The organism is Enterococcus sp. AZ196 (assembly GCF_050498845.1).
Classification (GTDB): Bacteria; Bacillota; Bacilli; order Lactobacillales; family Enterococcaceae; genus Enterococcus_A; species Enterococcus_A murrayae.
This window is the reverse complement of the sequence record NZ_JBIPAM010000002.1, coordinates 633,386-651,255: the sequence shown is the minus strand read 5'-3', so window position 1 is coordinate 651,255 and position 17,870 is coordinate 633,386. Positions and strand designations below refer to the sequence as shown.

Below are 17,870 nucleotides of genomic sequence, written 5' to 3'. Positions count from 1 at the left end.
GGTCTTCTTCATTTTTGACGATCAATCAGCTATTTCATGATCCAATCAAACAGCCAATCCATCATCATCGCAATAAAGGCACACAAAACGGCACCAACAATAATAATCGGACCGCCGTCAGTGATCGCGATTCCCCGCAAGATCACATCGCCGACTCCACCAGCCCCTACAAACGAACCAATTGTCGTGATACCCACTGAGATCACCAGTGCATTTCGCACACCAGCTAAAATCACCGGCATCGCCAGCGGGATTTTGATCATATAGAGAATCTGATAACGATTCATGCCGATTCCTTTGGCACTATCGACGTACATCGGATCGACATTGATCAGCCCAACATAGGTATTTTTAACGATCGGCAGCAAAGAATACAGAACCACTGTCGCAACGACTGTATTTTGCCCCAATCCCATCAAAATCAAAAGGACGGTCAGCATCGCGATCGAAGGGATCGTTTGAATCACATTGATAATTCCGATCACGATATCAGAAAGCTTTTGCCGCTCAGACAATACGATTCCCAATGGAAATCCAATCAAGAAGGTCAATACAACACCAATCACCGAGATATAGACATGCACACCAAATTGTGTAATCAAGCACGAAGAGTTTTCACTTAAGTATTGCATCAGATTATCAATCATCAGCTTCCCTCCTCAAAAAAATTATGCTTTTCCAAAAAACGCTGAGCAATGATTTTCGGCTCCAACAATTCATTGTCCGACTCATAGTTCAATTGCTGCATCGTTTCCGTATCGATCGTATCCTGTAATTTCAATAAAATTGGTTTCAATTCTGGATATTTTTTCAAGGTATCTCCCGAAACAACGACGCTCGCAGTATATGGCGGGAAGAATTTCAAATCATCCTCCAGCATTACAAGATCATAGCTGCCTACTCGTCCATCAGTTGAATATCCCAAGATCACGTCTAACTCCTTCGAAACCAGCGCATCATACAGCAGCCCCACCTGCATCGGATATACCCGTTGAAATTTTGTATCATACGTTTCGGTATAGCCCTTATAGCCATCCCCCTCACGTTTATACCATGTCTGGTCAGAACCCAAGCGCATTTCCCCTGCGTGTTTTTTCAGATCGCTTACTTTTTTCAAACCATATTTTTGCGCGGTTTCCTGAGTGACCATAAAAGTAAATTGATTGGAAAAGCCGTAGCTTGGAAACCAATCAAAACCAAAGCGTTGATCAAATTCCCTTTGGACGATTTTCAATGCCTTCGCAGGATCCTTTTCTGTCGGCAGTCCCAAAGTGCCAATTAAATCCGTTCCTGTATAACGTGTCGGCGCTATATCTAAGTCTCCCCGCACCATGGCCTCATGCATCAAGTTAGCCGAACCCAGGTTATTCAGATAGACAATATTTTTATCAGTGGCATGCTGCAGCAGCTCCACCACGATGTTCCCTAAAATCTGAGATTCGGAAGTTACTCCGCCAGCCACCGTGATCGTATCGTCCTTGTTAGAAAAATTCCCCATGATGAAGCTTCCGAAAAGCAGGAGCGTCGCCGCGGCTAGAAACATTCGCTTTTTCATCGACTCACCCTCTATCCATCGTTAATTTTAATTCTGAACGCTTCAACAGTGCATCCGAAAGCAGCGCCAGCAATGTAATCGGAATGGTTCCCATCATAACAAGATCCAGCCGATACAAATTCAGTCCGTTAAAAATGAAATCGCCTAAGCCGCCGGCACCAATATACGAAGCCAAAGTCGTCCAAGAAATCACGTAGACGGTAGATACCCGAATGCCTGCCATGATGACACCCATTGCCAATGGCAATTCAATCTGCAGCAGGCGCTGCATTTGCGACATGCCCATTCCCTTAGCCGCATCTAAATAGGTCCCATCTACTGATTTGATACCAACATAGGTATTTCTTAAAATCGGCAGCAGCGAATATAAAAAGAGCGCGATCACTGCTGGAACCTTTCCAATTCCAAAGAAAGGAATCATGATCGATAGCAGCGCCAGCGATGGGATCGTTTGAAAGACGCCAACCACTTTGATCACCGTTTCCGAGCCTTTTTCTACGCGAGTCAAAAGTGCACCTAAAGGAACCGCTACAAGGATGCCAAGAAAAATCGCTAAAAAGGACAAATAGAAATGCTCCCAAAACTTCAATAAAATTTCATTTCCGTATTCAGTCCAAAAATTCATGTCATCACCTCCTATTGCCATTGTTCCTGTACGAGCGACACCAATGATGAGCGGGTCACGATGCCCACCAGATGATTGTCATCATCCACCACCGGCAAATATTTGAAGACATGGTTGATCAGCGGTTCGATCACATCAGCGACTCGGTCATTTTGATTGACACTCGCCGTATCCGTCCCCATCACATCGAAAACAGAAGTAGTTGGTTTCAATTTGGACATATTTCGTTCAATAAAATTGATATCGACAAAGCCCTTCAAGCAGTTTTGATCATCCACCACTAACAAAGTATCGACCTTTTTCTCTGACATTTGACGAATCGCGTCAGTGATCGATTTGCTTATTGAGATGGCTTCGACGCGCCCCACCATCAAATCAGATACCGTCATTTCGTTATTGTAATAGCTGTTGCGTTTGCGTTTTCCGATTAATTCTTCGACAAAATCGTTGGCCGGATGTGCCAAAATCGTCTCGACTGTGTCGTATTGAACAATCTCGCCATGATCCATGATAATGATTTTATCTGCCAGCTTGATCGCCTCGTCCATGTCATGGGTGACAAAAACGATCGTCTTTTTCATCTCCTGCTGCAGTCCTTTAATCATTTCCTGCAAGGCATCCCGGGTAATCGGGTCCAACGCACCAAACGGCTCATCCATCAAAATGATGTCCTGACTGGCTGCAAGTGCTCGAATCACTCCGATGCGCTGCTGTTGACCGCCAGAAAGATTTTTAGGTTTGCGCTCTAAATATTCCAAAGGCAGATCGACACGCTGGATCAACCGCTCGGCGATTCCTGACTTTTTTTCCTCGCTCCACTTCAAGAGCTTAGGCACGATCATAATATTTTCTCTGATTGTCATATGGGGAAATAGCCCGATATTTTGGATAACATAGCCGATTTTTCTCCGCAGCTCATCCTCATTCAACCTGGTGACATCTTGCCCGTTGATCTTGATGCTGCCCTCAGAAGGTTCGATCATCCGATTGATCATCCGCACCAAGGTGGTCTTCCCACTCCCACTCGTGCCGATCACACAAATGAATTGATTGTCTTCAATCGTTAAATCAAAAGGATGGACTGCGATCGCCTTCTCACCGTACCTCTTTTCTACCTGTTCAAACTCGATCATACCAATGATCCCTCCATTTTTATGTAATTGTCGTGACAGACTGTCCTTGCCACGACGAACAAAATTATTTGATTACCTTACTAAATAGCCACCGTCGACTGATAAAATATGACCATTCACAAAATTTGAGGCCGGGCTTGCTAAATAGACCACGGCTCCCATTAAATCTGCTTCCTCTCCCCAATAGCCAGCTGGAACATGAGCCAGAACGCTTTGATTAACAGCTGTATTTTCCTGATCACTTTTTGTCATGTCTGTCGCCAAATAACCGGGGGCGATCCCATTTACTTGAATACCATACATGGCTAACTCGTCACAATACGCTTTAGTTAAACCAACCAGCCCATGTTTGGCTGCCGCATTTGCCGGCGATTGCTGCCCACCCAGAAAAGAAGCCAGTGAACAGATATTGATGATTTTGCCGCTTTTTTGCGGAATCATGACCTTTGCTGCTTCATGAGACATGTCAAAAGCAGCGGTCAAATTTAATTGGATCATCGGGTCCCATTTTGAGCGGTCGAAGGGAAGAACATCTGCTGAAAGATGCATCCCAGCACAATTCACCAGCACATCTACCGTCCCGAACACGTCAACACAATGCTCCACCACCTGCTGCGGCACCCCTTCTTCGGTTAAATCAACCTCCATGAAGACATAACAGGAGCCGATCTCTTCGATAATTTTCTGCGTTGTTCCATCATCATCGATCAAGCTTGGAACAAGAATGTTCGCCCCGCTTCTTGCCAAGGCTAACGAAAATGCGCGGCCAATACCGGTATTTCCTCCGGTCACGATCGCAGTCTTTCCGGCTAGTGAAAAAAGATCCATACTGAATTCTGTGATTTCCATTTGTATCCCCCCATTGATATAAGCTTCATGCTAGAAATAGTTTAATTCTTTGTAGTACTTGTCGTTTTGTTGAAACGTGGATTGAAGACGCCGCTCGCACTTTACGGCGTATTCATTTTTCGAAAACCGCAAAAAAAGCGAACACCAAATAAGCTGGTGTCCGCTTTTCTCTGTCCTCTTAGCATCAACTACCGTTTTTTTAGTTTATATTTCCCAAACATCCATGTTTGTCGTTGAAATGGCTACCGCCCCTGCCTGTAAAGCTGTCATGACTAATTCCTTATCGCAAACAAGTCCGCTGGCCACAATCGGAACGTCGACAACATCCTGTACCCAAGATAAAACCTTTGGCATCGCCCCAGGTAAAACCTCCACCACGTCTGCTTTTGATGTTCCCAATTGCTTCGGCAAATTATGAAAGGACTTTGAGTCGATTAGGAAGAAGCGATGGATGGTAAATAATCCCCTGGCATTTGCCGCCCGCAGCAGAATTGATTTTGAGCTGATAATGCCATCTGCTTTAGTCGCTCGCTTCAAATAATCAACCGCTGTTTCCTTCGTTGCCAATCCATCGATCAGATCCACATCTACCATCACGATCTTGCCCGCTTCCTTTAAACGATCGACGATATCCACGATACTGCAAACATCGCCATACAAGACGAAAATGATATCACTTTCGCAGGTCAAGGCCTTCTCAAAACTGCGCTTGCTGTTGATAGCGGCAATCAGCGGATTGTCCTCCATCATCTGAATAATTTTTCTTTTCATTTTTATCCTTATCCCTACTAAGTAATTTAATACGCTTTCATTCTAGCATACCTCACAAAGACTTACATGAGAAACCCCAGGAACATCTGCCCCTTTTTCTTAATATTTTTCTGCGATTTCACGATGCAACTTCATTCGAAAAACTAGTATTTTCTCAGTCTAAGGGAAAACCAGTTTTTCGTCAATCAGCAAAAAGAAATTTCATCCAATTAAAAACGTTGAAATACCAAGGTTTTATTTGGATTTCAAGTGGCGTTTTTTTGTGTAAAAAATATTTTTGCATGGAAAAGATGTTGACATCGTTTTCATATGCTTCTATACTTTGGGTGTTACTGGAGACCAGAGAGAAGTAACGCTTACTTAAGCGTTGCTTCTTTTTTGTTTTTTTGTAAAAGAATTCACAATCAGGAGGGTGTTATATGAACAAGCAAGCAGTAAAAAAATGGGGAACGTTGTTGCTACTGTCGGCCGGCGCTGGAATTATCTTTCAGCTTCCTTACATTCGGGAGACGTTTTATGTGCCGATCCAAAAAGCGATGAATCTGACCAACGCACAAATGGGGATGCTTTCGTCAGGCTACGCTACCATGGCGACCTTTTCGTACTTTATTGGCGGAATCGTAGCCGACAAATTTTCAGCTCGTAAGTTGCTGACCTTTTCATTTTTGGTGACAGGTGTCTTAGGCTTTTGGTTCTCAACTTTTCCAAGCTTCCAGATCGCACGGCTGATTTTCGTCTTGATGGGGATTTCCACCATCATCACCTATTGGTCCGCGGCTATCAAAGCTACTCGGATGTTGGGCGACAGTTCAGAACAAGGTCGGTTATTCGGTTGGCAGGAAGGTCTGCGGGGACTGTTGAACGCGTTACTGGTATTCGGTATGACTGCTGTCTATAGTCGTTTTTCAAACGAAGTCTTAGGAACTACTTGGGCTATTCGTGTTTGTGCAATTACTGTTATTATTATTGGTATTTTAAACTGGTTTGTTATTGAAGATACAGCAGCAGAATCACATACCGAACCGATCTCTAAAGTAGCGATCGGAATGTTCAAGACGTTAAAAATGCCCCGTACATGGGTATTAGTTGCCATTGTATTCTTTGCTTATAGTATTTACGGTATCTTAGGCTACATCAATACTTACGCAATCAATGTCTACGGTTTGTCTGTTGCAGGCGGAACTACACTAGGAGGAATACGTTATTTAGTACAAGCAGCCGGCGGGATCATCGGTGGGATCATTGCCGATAAATTAGGGTCACGTATCCGGATTATCATCGGCGGTGCTGGCTTATTAACACTTTGCTTCGCTGGGTTCCTAGTATTGCCGGAAAGTGCCGGCTTACTGTCAGCAGTCATCGCAAACTTTATCTTTGGATTGTTCCTTATTTATGTAGTCCGCAGCCAATACTTCGCAATCATTGATGATGCAGGATTCCCAGTTGAAATGACTGGTCGTGTATCCGGGATTGTTTCATGTCTGGGCTACTTGCCAGATGTTTTCATGTACACTATGATTGGCGGCTGGCTAGATTCAAATCCAGGTAAAGCGGGCTTCAACATGATGTTCATGTATGCGATCGCAATGGGTGTGGGTTGTATCATTTTCTCTCTGGTTCTCACTGCCATTATCAAAAAAGACAAAGCGGCAAGTGTTGCCTCTGCTAAAGTCGATTAAACAAAAAAGGTTTCATCCCTTCAGGTTTAAAGGGATGAAACCTTTTTTTATTTTTCTGGCACATCTAAAAACTCACCATGCATATTTTCATAATGCTTCACACTCAAGGTCTCAAAAACAGCAATCATTGGATGCTCATAATTCAACTCTTTTTGAAATTCATTCAGCTGTGCCGCCAACTTCTTATATTCAACTAGTTCTTCCGCAAACAGATACCCCTTCAAAGCGATGCTCTCATGCTTTTCTTTATCAAAACAAAACAGACTGCCGGAACGATTTTGTTGAATATTTTCGGCTGTTCGGCCATCACCGTTGATATAAAACTTGAAATAATAAAAACCATTTCGTTCAAGCGGTGGTGATACAGCGATCGCATGTGGAAAACCGCGATGATCAATCGTAATCAATGTAAAGGTATCAGCTCTGGCTAGCAGCGTTTCCATGTTTTTATCCAATTCGAAAACCCCCTATCTCTCATTTTTTTGGTGTTCTGGTACATATAGCGGCATAAAATCTGCCAAAAATTCCACTGTTAAAGGCAATGCAGGTCCCTTGTCACCATCGATCCGAGAATAAATTTTCTTGTCCGTCAATGGCTTTAACGCTAATTTGTTGGTCTCCAGATAAGTGACGGTATCAGAATCTTTTAGACGTCCTGTAAAAATAAATCGTATAAGTTCAAGTAATTTTCGAAAGTGCATGTTGTGTAAAATACTAACATGCAATTCATCATAATCAGAATCCACATAAGGTCTCCCGCCGATTGAGTGAGTCGTCGTTGCTAAGGAAAACCAGACTTTTAACTTTTCATGATAGTCATCCGCTGTAATCTCCACAGGATAGGACGTATCCTTCCCGATCTGTTTGATGGCCTTCAATGGATAGACGATCAAACCAAATTTTCGTTTCTCACTCTGGCGAACTTCATTCGAGATATCTGCAAAGGAGCCAAAGGTAAAGGAGCTGATTACGGCTTTTTGCCGATCTTGGCAAGCTGCAATCCCTACTTTTCGTTGGTGTCCCGCGATAATCACATCCATCGCCTCTTCTTCATCCATTGGCAAGTGCCAGCGTTTAGCAAAATTATTGATTGTCCCACCAGGGATAATTCCTAGTGGCAAAGATTTCCCGGCTTGAAGAAAAGCCGTTCCAACAATATTCAATGACCCATCCCCGCCGATCGCTACGATCCCGTCGAGTTCATTGACTGCTTTTTTTATTGTTTCGATTGCTTGATCTGGGTCAGGCGCTGTTAAATACTCCGCTGAATGACCTGCCTGTTCAAATTTTTCACGCATCTTCTCTGCTAATTTTTCTGCGTCCCCGCTTCCTGCATTAGGATTAAAAAATATTCCGTAACGCATCTTTCTCACCTTCATTCAAATACTTTAAACGCTTATATCTAATACTATTTTATCTAACCTTTTCTATTTCACTTTATCATTTTTAACCTAAAAAAACTGTTTTAACGAACTAAATTTTTATAAAATGATGGCTTTTACTTTTTTTCTAAAAAAAACCTGCTATGATGAAACAAAGAGAGGGTTGAGAAATATGTTTGAACCAACAAAACCACGACGAAGTGATGTCCCTTTTGACGTCGTTCCTGAGCATATGCAGCAGGAAATTTGGCATATGATTTTCATGCGCCCTTTAAAAGGATTACCTCTCACTTCACCACAGCGGTTTCATTTTTTTAAAAACAAAATAGCTCGAACATTAAGCGTCGTTTACTCCCAAAGTGATCCTTACTTTTCTGACGGAATCACCGCCCCCTATGTCGAGGCTTATGAAGAAATAGAATTTCCAAAAATCATGTATGTCTATGATGATGGCTACGAGCTGATAATGACTCTAGACGAAAAAGCGCCTGATTAAAGTCAGACGCTTTTTATGTTAGACCCTTATTTTACGACCATGACATTGCATGGTGCCTGATTCACCACATAAGCCGTTGTCGAACCAACGAATAACAAGGACAAGGCACCTAGTCCGGTTGCCCCCATCACGATTAAATCTGTTCCCAATTTTTCTGCCAGCTCGATAATCTCACGCTTAGGATTTCCAGCGATGATCTGGGAGGTCATATGGACCTCTTGCTCCTCTGCTACGCGATGCTGCTCCAGTTCGGTAATGATATTCTGGGCTTTTTCGTGGACTTCCTGCATTAATGGAATCGAATTTCCTCCAGTTGTCCCGGTAAAACTAGCCGTATCGATCACTGTCACTAAGGTCAGTTTGCCCTTATTTCTTTTCGCGATATTGATTGCCTCATCGAACGCTTTTTTAGATTGTTCTGAACCATCTACAGCAACTAAAATATTTTTATATTCATCAACCATTTTTACCGCCCCTTTCAGTCCTAGTTTATCATTCCAGCGATCGTTCGAAAAATAATAATCAACGATTCTTCTTGTTTTTTTAATTTTGCTAATGATTAAAACTGCTTTAAAGACGGGTCAATAAATTGTTCTTTCCTCTTCAAGATGCTAAACTTTCCTCAATCGACAAGCATAACATTCCAAAAATACTACGAGTAAGGAGCTCCTGCAATGAATAAAAAACAACGAAGAAAGGCCCATTTGATTATCCATAGTGCTTCTACTGCCGCGGCAGGCGTTGGCGCCGGAATGGCTCAATTACCGTTTCCTGACGCAACGATCTTATTACCGATCCAGACTGCAATGGTGATCGCTTTGGGCAAAGTCTTTCATATCAAATTAGAAGAAGGCGCCGCAAAGTCCTTGGCAACTCAATTTTTAGCTCAAAAAGCCGGCCAAATGACCGCTCGTTTTTTGGCTGGAAAATTGCCAGTTGCCGGTAATATCGTGAACGGCTCCACTGCAGCAGCCATCACTGAAAGCTACGGCTGGATGATTGCGAGAGAATTCTCAGAGGAGTATGACAAAAAAATCAAAGTATAATATTTTTTTAATTACATATGATTCTCTTTTAAACAGTCTCTATCTTCGCTATACTAATAGACGTGGATGAACTTGGTGTTTTACTCGTTCAATGAAGTAGTCCGCATTTAAGAAAGAGGTGCTGGTTCGATTCCAGCCGTCCACGTACTTATAATAGCTCATGATTGAAGAAGCTGAAAAGCTTCTTTTTTTATTACTCTAGAAAGCACCCCTGCATCCAAATTAAAACACCTCCGCTTGTATTTTCACAAGTGGAGGTGTTTTAGCTCGCTAGCCGCGTAAGTTCCTAAACTGCGGTGTTACTCAGCAAGCTTTCGCCTTTTTCAGATAGGAAGAAAAAACGAAACGGATTTTTAACAGACCCGTTACTATCAAAGATATTTCCTTGAATAAAGCCGTTTTTCTTTAAATCAGCGATACTATTGTCAAATTCTGTTTTAGAAATTTCGAAAAACTGGTGGGTTAAGTTGCTAAAGTTTTTATTCGCGATTTCATCCAAAATGACATACTCTAAATCCTTTATTTCCATATGACACCCCCTTTCTGGAGGATCATGATACCACTATTTGATCAAATTTGAGATTTATTTCACATTTTTTTCTTTTTACAAAAAAATTCTTATTAAACTAACAGGTTAATTCTAGACTTTCTGTCAGTATATCACCATTACTTTATAAACAAACTGTAACGTTTCTTCGTTTAATTGTTTAGGAAAACCCATTTTTTTCGCTTTAATTAGACTATATATCACGATATTTTCTTAATTTCCGCCGTCTACAGGTATATTTTTCCTCTCATGCACTTTACTTCTTCCCTTCAATACGGTAGCATTCCTGTTGGTAACAGATTTTCTGTTAGAAACACTGGATAAAAGGATTTTTTATATGAAAAAATTTTGTACTTGGCTCTATCGCCAGCCCAGACATATCATCTATCGAATAGTGATTATTTTCTGTCTGCTGTTTTGGCTTGCGATCTATTTTCTCTTAAAATAATGATTTGGAAGAAATCTCCATTAAAGTGGAGGTTTCTTTTTGTTTTTTGCGTATCTTTTTAAGAAATAATTTTTTCAGCTTCCTACTTTACTTTCCGAACAAATGTTCGTATAATGAAATTGAGGTGATGACCATGTCTATGATTAGTCCAGATTCTGTTGAAATTTTTTATCGAACTTATGATTCCTTAGTGAAGGATTCACTGCCATTAGCATTATTTTTGAACCAAATTACTGCCAAGATGGATGAAGAAAATCGTGATTACTTTGTTATCCCTGCCAAAAAGACCGGTCGCAAAAAAGATATTTGTTTTCAGTTTGAACGGAAGGACAATGAGCTCGTTTTTAAAGGTATCCATACGAGGAGGAAAAGCGATGGAATCTCTTAAAGGAACCGTCACAAAACTAAAGATCGTTCAATTTTCCCAGCAGCCTCTTGTTTATTTCCAATTAGCAGGTACGAATTGCCTGATCGCTGCGCATTCACTGAATTTTCTCGCAGACGTGGAAAATGGGATGAAGATTCTTGTTCTCGGAAAACGCAATGCCCGCGGACAATTGATTATCGCTAAATATGCAGTATTAGGAAAAACCAAACTCATGAACGATTTCCAAACCTATCAGACAGCAAGCTAAAAGCCAGCACAAAATTGTGCTGGCTTCTTTTTTATTTATCGAACCACCATCACGTTACAAGGAGCATTATTTACGACATATGCGGTCGTTGATCCTAGTAATAAACGTGAAAAAGTCCCTGTTCCGGTAGCGCCCATTAAAATCAAATCGATCTTTTCCGCTTCGGCGTAGGCAACAATTTTGGCTTTTGGATTTCCATCATCAACGATCGAGGTGAAGGCGATATCTTCTGGAATCGATTCTTCTAAAGCTTCTACGATTGCTCCCGCAGCCTTCCTTGCTTCCTTGACAATGTGGTCTACTGCATAAGGTTCGGACCCTAGATGATTGGTGTCTGATACGATCAAAATATACAAATGTGCTTCATTTCTGCGTGTGACTTCGATGGCTTCTTGAAATGCGCGGCGTGCCTGCTCTGATGAATCCACTGCAACAAGTATTTTTTTGTAAGACTCTTTCATGGTAAGACCCCCTTTCCCTTATTCTCTTTAATTGTAAGCCAACTCGGCTAGAAATATCAAGCGCTTTCATTTAGTGTCCTAATCCTCTTTGTCCAAAAATAAAAAAAGCACCTTGATTAACAAGGTGCTTAAAGGGGATGCTAGTCAAATAAAACTAGCTAAGAAAGATTGAGAGAGGTCTTCCTCATATTCATATTTTAACAGATTTTTATCCTATTTTGGTGATTTTTTGAATTGTTTTTTTAACATTTTTAAATTTATTCTGAATGTTACTAAATATTTTCATTCCGTTAAAATGTCTATTTTCTATAATTAAGCAGAATTAAAATTACCAAAATAATTATTTTCACGCCCTAGTGACAGTTTAAAGCAATTAAAAAAACCTCGCAGCTCATTTACTGCAAGGAATTTATTCCGCGACTTTGATACATTTTTCACAAAAACAGGTAAAAATTAAAGCTTTACATATTCTAATTCAAAGCCTTTTGAATCATTCTTCATAGCAACTTGATACGCTGTGGCTAATGTCTCCAGCGTAGCAGGATCTAAAGCCAATTTCATAAAGGTCGGCAAGTCCATTTTCTCTACATCCGCTTCTTGCTGTGCAGCTAACGGTTGCATCATTTTAGCAAAGCCGCCTGTGATTGAAATATTTTGTTTCTCGCAACGAATAGCATCTCTTAGCTCCATCGGATTCGCAACTATTTTTTTCATTCCCATCACCTCTTCTTTTTTTTGATCATAGCATAGCATTTATCAGAAATCAATCATTTTGTGAACAAAAGCACAAGTTTTCGATTTCAACTTCTGTTATACTTTAAAAAAGGAGCGAAATCCATGAATACCTATTTACAAAGAAAAAAGCGCGGCTGGGTTGAAGATAGTGAACTATCTGCTCATAAAAATAAATCTGTCGATGAACTAACTCACTTGCTTTTCTCCAAAAAGGCCAGTGAAAGAACTCTTGCTGCAAAGCTTTTGCCACTAACTTGTGAAACTTCGGACAACTTATTGATTTGCTTAAAAACAGAACCTGCACTCTATACTCGCCTGGCGATCACTGAGAAATTAGAGAGCGGCAATCAAACGACGGCGTTAAAAATGATCGATTTTCTCGCGATCATCGGTGATAATCAGCATCGTTCGCCCGCCGCACCTTCAAAAAAGAAAAGCTTTCCCTTACCGCGAGATCTGATAGCTCGTTCTTTGGGACGAATGACGCCGGAAATTTTTCCGACATTACTGGAGGCGGCGGACATACTTCCGCTGTCACAACTGAGTGAGCTAATTGACGCGATCGGCTATATGGCCTTTTATCATCCTGCATTAGCGACCACAGAAAATTATCAGCGGCTTTTACAAATTAAAAACACCTATAGCAATGAACCCTTGATTCAATGGAAATTTCTGATTTGCTTTTCTGCGTTTCCTCAGAGTGAAGCGTTACTGCTGAAGGAGGAACAATTCGCAGCAGAAGCACAACGTTCAATAAATTTACTGGCATTAAAAAAGGATTGAGCAAACCGCTCAATCCTTTTTAGCTTGTATAATACTGAATGATCTGGCACAAAGCTTCCGTGGCTCCGACGCCGCATTTTTCATCGTAGTAGCGGGTAAAGCGTTCATCTCCTAAATACATCTCAGTCAGACCTCTATGGATCTCCTTAGTGTATTTTTTCCAGCTGAATTGCAGCCATGATTTGTGCAAATCAACTATCTCTTCCGCTAATGGGCTGGGTAGTTCTCCTTCTGCTAAATAGTGAGTCAACTTGCTAAATAAAGTCGCTTCAATTTCTTCCATTTTTTGATAATCAAGCTCAGACATCCCTAGCCATTTTTGATTAGAGGCTTCCACTGTCTCTTCTCCATACTTCTCACGGACCTCTTGTCCATATTTCTCTTCATTTTCCAATACAGCTTTCTGTTTGAAAGCGTCAAATTTTTCTTCAGCTGTCATTTCAATCTCTCCTTTGTAATAAAGTAATGTCTTGTCGAGAACTTCCAGCAGCTGATCCAATTCATTTCTTTTTTTCACCACTTCAACTCTTTGCTCCAGCAACGTTTGCTGAATTTTTTCAGCGGGACGGTCAATTAATCCTCTGATGGTTTTCAACGGAACCCCTAGAGAGCGATATAATAAAATTTGCTGCAGGCGATCAACTTCTTTTTCAGTATACATACGATAACCGGCCTCGCTTAAAAACGCCGGCTTTAATAGGTCGCGCTCATCATAAAAGCGCAAGGTGCGGGTACTCACACCGGATAGCTCGGCCATTTGCTTAATTGTATAGTTCATCTGATTCCTTCTATCTTTCTTTTATAGGGTTATTTCATCTACTGATTTCTCTCTCGACAAAAAATATCTTACACCTTGACGTAACGTGAAGGTCAAGGAAGAAAAAGAAACTTTTTTGCTGCTATCTATTTGACGACCATTACACTACACGGTGCATTGTTGACGACGTAATCAGTGGTCGATCCCACCAGTCTGCGTTCGATCGCACTTTTTCCAGTTGCTCCTATGTAGATCAAATCAATTTTATAGGTTTCCGGCAAATCAAAACAAAGGGCCTTTTTAGGACTTCCAACACAGGTTATCATCTGCTTATTATAATAGTCGATTCCGGCAACCTCTTCCTCTAATAATTTGATTGCCGCACGTTTTTCTTCTTCGATCAGCTGAGAAACAGGCGTTGCACGGTTCATTAACATTCCAGCGCTGTTGACAACTTGGGCAATGTACAAACGAGCATTATTTCTACGCGCGGTTTCAACTGCCTCCATCAATGCCTGATGAGCCTGCGGTGATCCATCTACTGCGGCTAAAATATTGTAATAGCGTTCATTCATTGGCCCTTCCTCCTTTTCTTCCAGTATAGCAAGCCAAACAGAAATTGTAAGCCCTATTTGGATTCAAAAGCTTATTCTATCAGTCTCTATATTGGGTTTTGCTTTTTTATAAGTACCAAAAAACACCTCGAAAAATTTCGAGGTGCCGATGCTGTTTAATTCTTTTCTAAATACAAAGATTGCTGATCAGATTCCTGGTAGATTTTTTTCATATCCGACCAATCGACTTCTCGATTTTGATACCCATATGGATCGTTTACATACACGATGTTCTTCTCACGATCAAAACCCGTGATCACAGCAGAATGAATCAACGGTGTCACATACATGCTGCCCTGATCCGTTTCCCAAAGCAGCCAATCATCATCCTTCGGGACCTGAAAATCCACCGTTGCAACGATCCAAACAGGCTTGCCGCTAGCGACCACATCTATAATTTTATTGAATGAAGCTTTCTCACCTGCTATGACGCGATAGTCATCTCCGACGTATTCCTTCGCCAATTTTGCGATCGGCTCAACAGCAACACCCATCGCCTCATCCCCGCCAGTAATGTCTCCTACAAAACCTAAATGGGGATTTCCATGATTCCCAGAATCTGTAAACAACGGCTGATAATCTAGCTCATCAGCTAACTCATTTTTATTGGTATCATAGCCATAATACTGCAATAGCATCGATAGCGCAGTAACTTCACACCCATTCTCCAACGCATCCCCATCAAATTGACTTTCTAAGGGAACGTCCAAAACTAGTCTTTTTTTTTGCTGAGAGGGCTCCAATAATTCCGTGATCTCATTTTTTTCTTTCGCAAAATGAATCCCGCCGCTGATTAATGCTATAAAAATCAGCAGTATCGCTATTCTTTTTTTCTTCATCTCATCACCTAACATTAATAGTCCATCGGAAATTATACGGTCTATTAGGAAATGAACCAAAGAAAAACCCTCGGGGCACCGGAATTTTAAAGTATTTTAACGTTTTATCTTCTCTAATGGATCAAGTCTTAAGGATTTGATAAATTCAATCTTTTATAGAGCGTTTACAAACTTTTTGTTAGTAAATAATGCCGTTCTATGATATATTGATAACTGGAATTTCGTTATCAACGTAATAGTTGCCTTTCGTCACACTAAGAAAGGAGAATGATTATGACATTCGATAACACAAACATGCAATACCGTGTCACATTGAACACTGACTTGAATCTTTTTATCGTTTTCGACAAAAATGATCAAAATCATGTAGCAACTGGCGTAACGATTGAAAAAGCGGTACAAGAATTGCAAAAAACGAAATAGGATCTCAATTCCACTTCGATCTTTAAATCGACTAAATGATTTCCTTAAAACGAATTAGGATCTCAGTTCCGCTTCAAGCTTTAGATTGATTAGCGGAATGACATACGTGGTGAGAATTAGACTGATTTTTCTCAAAAAATGATTTCCTTAAAACGAACTAGGAGTGACTCCTCAATGAAAGACGCGAAATTGCGTTAAAAGCACCTGCTGTGAATCCACGGTAGGTGCCTTTTTTTGTCTTTTATTCAGCTAAAGGAGCGGCAAGGCCAATTCAAAAAAGGCTTTGACGAATAGAAACTCGTCAAAACCTTTATTTATCTTACAACCATCACGTTGCATGGGGCGTGATTAACAATATATCCACTCGTGGAGCCGACTAACAACCGTTGGAAACGCCCTTTACCGGTGGCGCCGACATAAATCAAATCGATATCATACTGCTTCGGCAGCTCTTCGGTCAAGGCTTTCTTAGGATTGCCGATGTATTGAATCGTTTCCATATTTTGATAACGACCACGTTCAACCAGCTTTGCTAAATACTGCTTCGCTCGCTGAGTTTCCTCCGCTAAGATATCATCCATCGGCTGCGCACTGCTCATTAAAATACTGGAATCATCAATTACCTGAACGACATATAGCTTTGCTTCATTTCGTCTGGCAGCGCCGATTGCTTCGAAAAAAGCCCCTTCCGATTGATCCGATCCATCCACTGCTACCATAATATTCTTATATCTGCTGATCATTGTATCCCCTCCTCATTCAAACCAATGTGCGGATTCTTCTAAAGAAACACACCTATTGTCCCTCTCATCTAAAAAATTACCGAACCACCGTCACACTACATGGCGCATGATTCACAACATAGGCTGCAGTAGAACCAATTCGTGCTAAACTGATTTCTCCTTTTCCCGTAGCACCTAGATAAATCATATCAATGTCATTCTCTTTAGCAAATTCAACGATTTTTTCCTTTGGACTGCCTAAATCAACAAAAGGTTCAATATTCTCTAGTTCTTTTCGAGACGCATCATGAATTTTTTTCAACATTTCTTTTTCAACTTGTTCTTTTTCTGCCGCATAAATTTTACTGAAAGAAAAAGCACTGGTGGAGAGCTCGCTGTCATTAATGATTGAAATAACATTCAGTTTGGCATCATGGCGCTTGGCTGCTTCAACGGCTTCCTCAAAAGCGTGTTCTGAATGCTCTGATCCATCAACTGCTACTAAAATATTCTTGTATTTACTAATCATTGTAACCGCCTCCTTTATTAAATTATAAAGGAAAATAAGCTATCTGTGAAACGATAGCAACTTTTTGGATTTTTATTTTTTTGTGTGCAAATAGCTGTTTTTAGATTTTAATCCATCTCGTTACTCAGTTTCCGATAAAATTATTTTTACCTGTGAGCATTTTTCTTGTATCTCTTTTGGCAATCCGTTAAAGTTACAGTAGTTCATTTGTTTATCCGAGTTCCTTCCCAGGACTCCGGCCGTCGTTGCCCTGCGACGGCTTTTTTTTTGAGCAAATTTTTTGCAAAGAAAGCCTTTTCCTATTATAGTAAAAAGTGGGTATTACCCATCCTTTATAGAATTTGTTTTTTCACTTGCGGACCGCAGCCAATTTTTTGGCCGGTCTTTTTTGTGCTAACTTCCTGCAGTACTAAAATTTAGACAGTATGACTGTTTTGTTTAATAGAAGCATATGCGTGACTTTTCACATCAAGATTGCTCCTCTTTCTACAGCCTTTGTATGTTAAACTAGGTACGTTGACACAATGGGTAATTGGAGGAACGGGCATGTATAAAGCTAACTTAAGAAATATCCTGACTCGGAAAGAAGAACGGACGATTGATCTTTCTTTGATCCCTCATGTAGGAGATACACTGCAATTGAGAGAACCAGATAAATTTTTACTGGTTCATGGTGTAACTCAAATTATTGAAAAAGAGTCTATTGAATTCGAAATTTTTGTCGAACCAATTGACCGTACGTATTGGATGAACGAAATCTAACGAAAGCGAGGAACTAAAAATGATCGCTCACAAAAGAGACCGACTCCATGTAGTTTAAAAAAATACAATTACATGGAGG

25 protein-coding genes are annotated in these 17,870 nt (G+C 40.8%); 8 read left to right on the top strand and 17 right to left on the bottom strand.

What is annotated here, in order from left to right; genetic code table 11:
* Nucleotides 1–29: 29 nt before the first annotated feature.
* The 6 genes from IGI67_RS20845 to IGI67_RS20820 form a co-directional block, all read right to left on the bottom strand.
* The gene (locus IGI67_RS20845) at nucleotides 30–647 is read right to left on the bottom strand and encodes an ABC transporter permease (protein WP_429959121.1); all 618 of its coding nucleotides are present in this window, start codon (nucleotides 645–647) and stop codon (nucleotides 30–32) included.
* Nucleotides 647–1,555 (bottom strand): osmoprotectant ABC transporter substrate-binding protein, encoded by a 909-nt coding sequence (locus tag IGI67_RS20840; RefSeq protein WP_429959120.1) that lies wholly within the window; start codon nucleotides 1,553–1,555, stop codon nucleotides 647–649. Before IGI67_RS20840 ends, IGI67_RS20845 begins: the two co-directional genes overlap by 1 nt.
* Before the next feature lie 4 nt (nucleotides 1,556–1,559).
* A complete protein-coding gene (locus IGI67_RS20835; protein ID WP_207109035.1) occupies nucleotides 1,560–2,180 on the bottom strand; it encodes an ABC transporter permease in 621 nt (206 codons plus the stop codon).
* An 11-nt stretch (nucleotides 2,181–2,191) separates the two neighbouring features.
* Entirely contained in the window at nucleotides 2,192–3,313 is a 1,122-nt protein-coding gene (locus IGI67_RS20830) for an ABC transporter ATP-binding protein (RefSeq protein ID WP_429959119.1), read from the bottom strand.
* 72 nt (nucleotides 3,314–3,385) lie between these two features.
* Nucleotides 3,386–4,162 (bottom strand): SDR family oxidoreductase, encoded by a 777-nt coding sequence (locus IGI67_RS20825; protein ID WP_429959118.1) that lies wholly within the window; start codon nucleotides 4,160–4,162, stop codon nucleotides 3,386–3,388.
* 204 nt (nucleotides 4,163–4,366) lie between these two features.
* Entirely contained in the window at nucleotides 4,367–4,933 is a 567-nt protein-coding gene (locus IGI67_RS20820; protein WP_207109033.1) for a glycerol-3-phosphate responsive antiterminator, read from the bottom strand.
* 419 nt (nucleotides 4,934–5,352) lie between these two features.
* Between IGI67_RS20820 and IGI67_RS20815 the strand changes: the two genes are divergently transcribed.
* Nucleotides 5,353–6,612: an MFS transporter gene (locus tag IGI67_RS20815; RefSeq protein ID WP_207109032.1), complete on the top strand. Its 1,260-nt coding sequence runs from the start codon at nucleotides 5,353–5,355 to the stop codon at nucleotides 6,610–6,612.
* Nucleotides 6,613–6,659: 47 nt separating this feature from the next.
* Here the strand turns inward: IGI67_RS20815 and IGI67_RS20810 are convergent, their stop codons facing one another.
* Entirely contained in the window at nucleotides 6,660–7,067 is a 408-nt protein-coding gene (locus tag IGI67_RS20810; RefSeq protein WP_207109031.1) for a pyridoxamine 5'-phosphate oxidase family protein, read from the bottom strand.
* A 12-nt stretch (nucleotides 7,068–7,079) separates the two neighbouring features.
* A complete protein-coding gene (locus IGI67_RS20805) occupies nucleotides 7,080–7,976 on the bottom strand; it encodes a diacylglycerol/lipid kinase family protein (protein ID WP_429959117.1) in 897 nt (298 codons plus the stop codon).
* Between the two features lie 190 nt (nucleotides 7,977–8,166).
* Between IGI67_RS20805 and IGI67_RS20800 the strand changes: the two genes are divergently transcribed.
* Nucleotides 8,167–8,490: a DUF960 family protein gene (locus IGI67_RS20800; RefSeq protein WP_207109029.1), complete on the top strand. Its 324-nt coding sequence runs from the start codon at nucleotides 8,167–8,169 to the stop codon at nucleotides 8,488–8,490.
* Nucleotides 8,491–8,516: 26 nt separating this feature from the next.
* Here IGI67_RS20800 and IGI67_RS20795 read toward each other — a convergent pair whose 3' ends face one another.
* Nucleotides 8,517–8,954 (bottom strand): universal stress protein, encoded by a 438-nt coding sequence (locus tag IGI67_RS20795; RefSeq protein ID WP_429959116.1) that lies wholly within the window; start codon nucleotides 8,952–8,954, stop codon nucleotides 8,517–8,519.
* Nucleotides 8,955–9,164: 210 nt separating this feature from the next.
* Between IGI67_RS20795 and IGI67_RS20790 the strand changes: the two genes are divergently transcribed.
* The gene (locus tag IGI67_RS20790) at nucleotides 9,165–9,536 is read left to right on the top strand and encodes a hypothetical protein (protein ID WP_429959115.1); all 372 of its coding nucleotides are present in this window, start codon (nucleotides 9,165–9,167) and stop codon (nucleotides 9,534–9,536) included.
* A 286-nt stretch (nucleotides 9,537–9,822) separates the two neighbouring features.
* Here the strand turns inward: IGI67_RS20790 and IGI67_RS20785 are convergent, their stop codons facing one another.
* The gene (locus IGI67_RS20785; protein WP_207109026.1) at nucleotides 9,823–10,065 is read right to left on the bottom strand and encodes a hypothetical protein; all 243 of its coding nucleotides are present in this window, start codon (nucleotides 10,063–10,065) and stop codon (nucleotides 9,823–9,825) included.
* Between the two features lie 599 nt (nucleotides 10,066–10,664).
* Between IGI67_RS20785 and IGI67_RS20780 the strand changes: the two genes are divergently transcribed.
* The gene (locus IGI67_RS20780) at nucleotides 10,665–10,919 is read left to right on the top strand and encodes a DUF5960 family protein (RefSeq protein WP_207109025.1); all 255 of its coding nucleotides are present in this window, start codon (nucleotides 10,665–10,667) and stop codon (nucleotides 10,917–10,919) included.
* Nucleotides 10,906–11,166, top strand: a complete 261-nt coding sequence (locus IGI67_RS20775) for a hypothetical protein (RefSeq protein ID WP_207109024.1) — start codon at nucleotides 10,906–10,908, stop codon at nucleotides 11,164–11,166. Before IGI67_RS20780 ends, IGI67_RS20775 begins: the two co-directional genes overlap by 14 nt.
* Before the next feature lie 35 nt (nucleotides 11,167–11,201).
* Here the strand turns inward: IGI67_RS20775 and IGI67_RS20770 are convergent, their stop codons facing one another.
* Together IGI67_RS20770 and IGI67_RS20765 are read right to left on the bottom strand one after the other, a co-directional pair.
* Nucleotides 11,202–11,627, bottom strand: a complete 426-nt coding sequence (locus tag IGI67_RS20770) for a universal stress protein (RefSeq protein ID WP_207109023.1) — start codon at nucleotides 11,625–11,627, stop codon at nucleotides 11,202–11,204.
* 453 nt (nucleotides 11,628–12,080) lie between these two features.
* Nucleotides 12,081–12,341 carry a hypothetical protein gene (locus IGI67_RS20765; RefSeq protein ID WP_207109022.1) on the bottom strand — a complete coding sequence of 87 codons (261 nt, stop codon included), beginning with the start codon at nucleotides 12,339–12,341 and terminating at the stop codon, nucleotides 12,081–12,083.
* A 123-nt stretch (nucleotides 12,342–12,464) separates the two neighbouring features.
* Here IGI67_RS20765 and IGI67_RS20760 point away from each other — a divergent pair, with 123 nt between their 5' ends.
* Nucleotides 12,465–13,145, top strand: coding sequence for a hypothetical protein (locus IGI67_RS20760; protein WP_429959114.1), 681 nt, complete (start codon nucleotides 12,465–12,467; stop codon nucleotides 13,143–13,145).
* A gap of 19 nt (nucleotides 13,146–13,164) precedes the next feature.
* Here the strand turns inward: IGI67_RS20760 and IGI67_RS20755 are convergent, their stop codons facing one another.
* The 3 genes from IGI67_RS20755 to IGI67_RS20745 form a co-directional block, all read right to left on the bottom strand.
* Nucleotides 13,165–13,923, bottom strand: a complete 759-nt coding sequence (locus IGI67_RS20755; protein WP_429959113.1) for a MerR family transcriptional regulator — start codon at nucleotides 13,921–13,923, stop codon at nucleotides 13,165–13,167.
* Between the two features lie 125 nt (nucleotides 13,924–14,048).
* Complete coding sequence (locus IGI67_RS20750) at nucleotides 14,049–14,477, bottom strand: universal stress protein (protein WP_429959112.1); 429 nt, start codon at nucleotides 14,475–14,477, stop codon at nucleotides 14,049–14,051.
* Nucleotides 14,478–14,632: 155 nt separating this feature from the next.
* Nucleotides 14,633–15,355, bottom strand: a complete 723-nt coding sequence (locus IGI67_RS20745; protein ID WP_429959111.1) for a C39 family peptidase — start codon at nucleotides 15,353–15,355, stop codon at nucleotides 14,633–14,635.
* Between the two features lie 273 nt (nucleotides 15,356–15,628).
* On the opposite strand from IGI67_RS20745, the gene IGI67_RS20740 reads away from it, so the two are divergent.
* On the top strand, nucleotides 15,629–15,778 hold the full coding sequence (locus IGI67_RS20740; protein ID WP_207109010.1) for a hypothetical protein: 150 nt from the start codon (nucleotides 15,629–15,631) through the stop codon (nucleotides 15,776–15,778).
* A gap of 314 nt (nucleotides 15,779–16,092) precedes the next feature.
* Here the strand turns inward: IGI67_RS20740 and IGI67_RS20735 are convergent, their stop codons facing one another.
* The gene (locus IGI67_RS20735; RefSeq protein WP_207109009.1) at nucleotides 16,093–16,521 is read right to left on the bottom strand and encodes a universal stress protein; all 429 of its coding nucleotides are present in this window, start codon (nucleotides 16,519–16,521) and stop codon (nucleotides 16,093–16,095) included.
* A 76-nt stretch (nucleotides 16,522–16,597) separates the two neighbouring features.
* Entirely contained in the window at nucleotides 16,598–17,029 is a 432-nt protein-coding gene (locus IGI67_RS20730; RefSeq protein WP_429959110.1) for a universal stress protein, read from the bottom strand.
* A 546-nt stretch (nucleotides 17,030–17,575) separates the two neighbouring features.
* Here IGI67_RS20730 and IGI67_RS20725 point away from each other — a divergent pair.
* Nucleotides 17,576–17,791, top strand: coding sequence for a hypothetical protein (locus IGI67_RS20725; protein ID WP_207109007.1), 216 nt, complete (start codon nucleotides 17,576–17,578; stop codon nucleotides 17,789–17,791).
* Nucleotides 17,792–17,870: the final 79 nt, after the last annotated feature.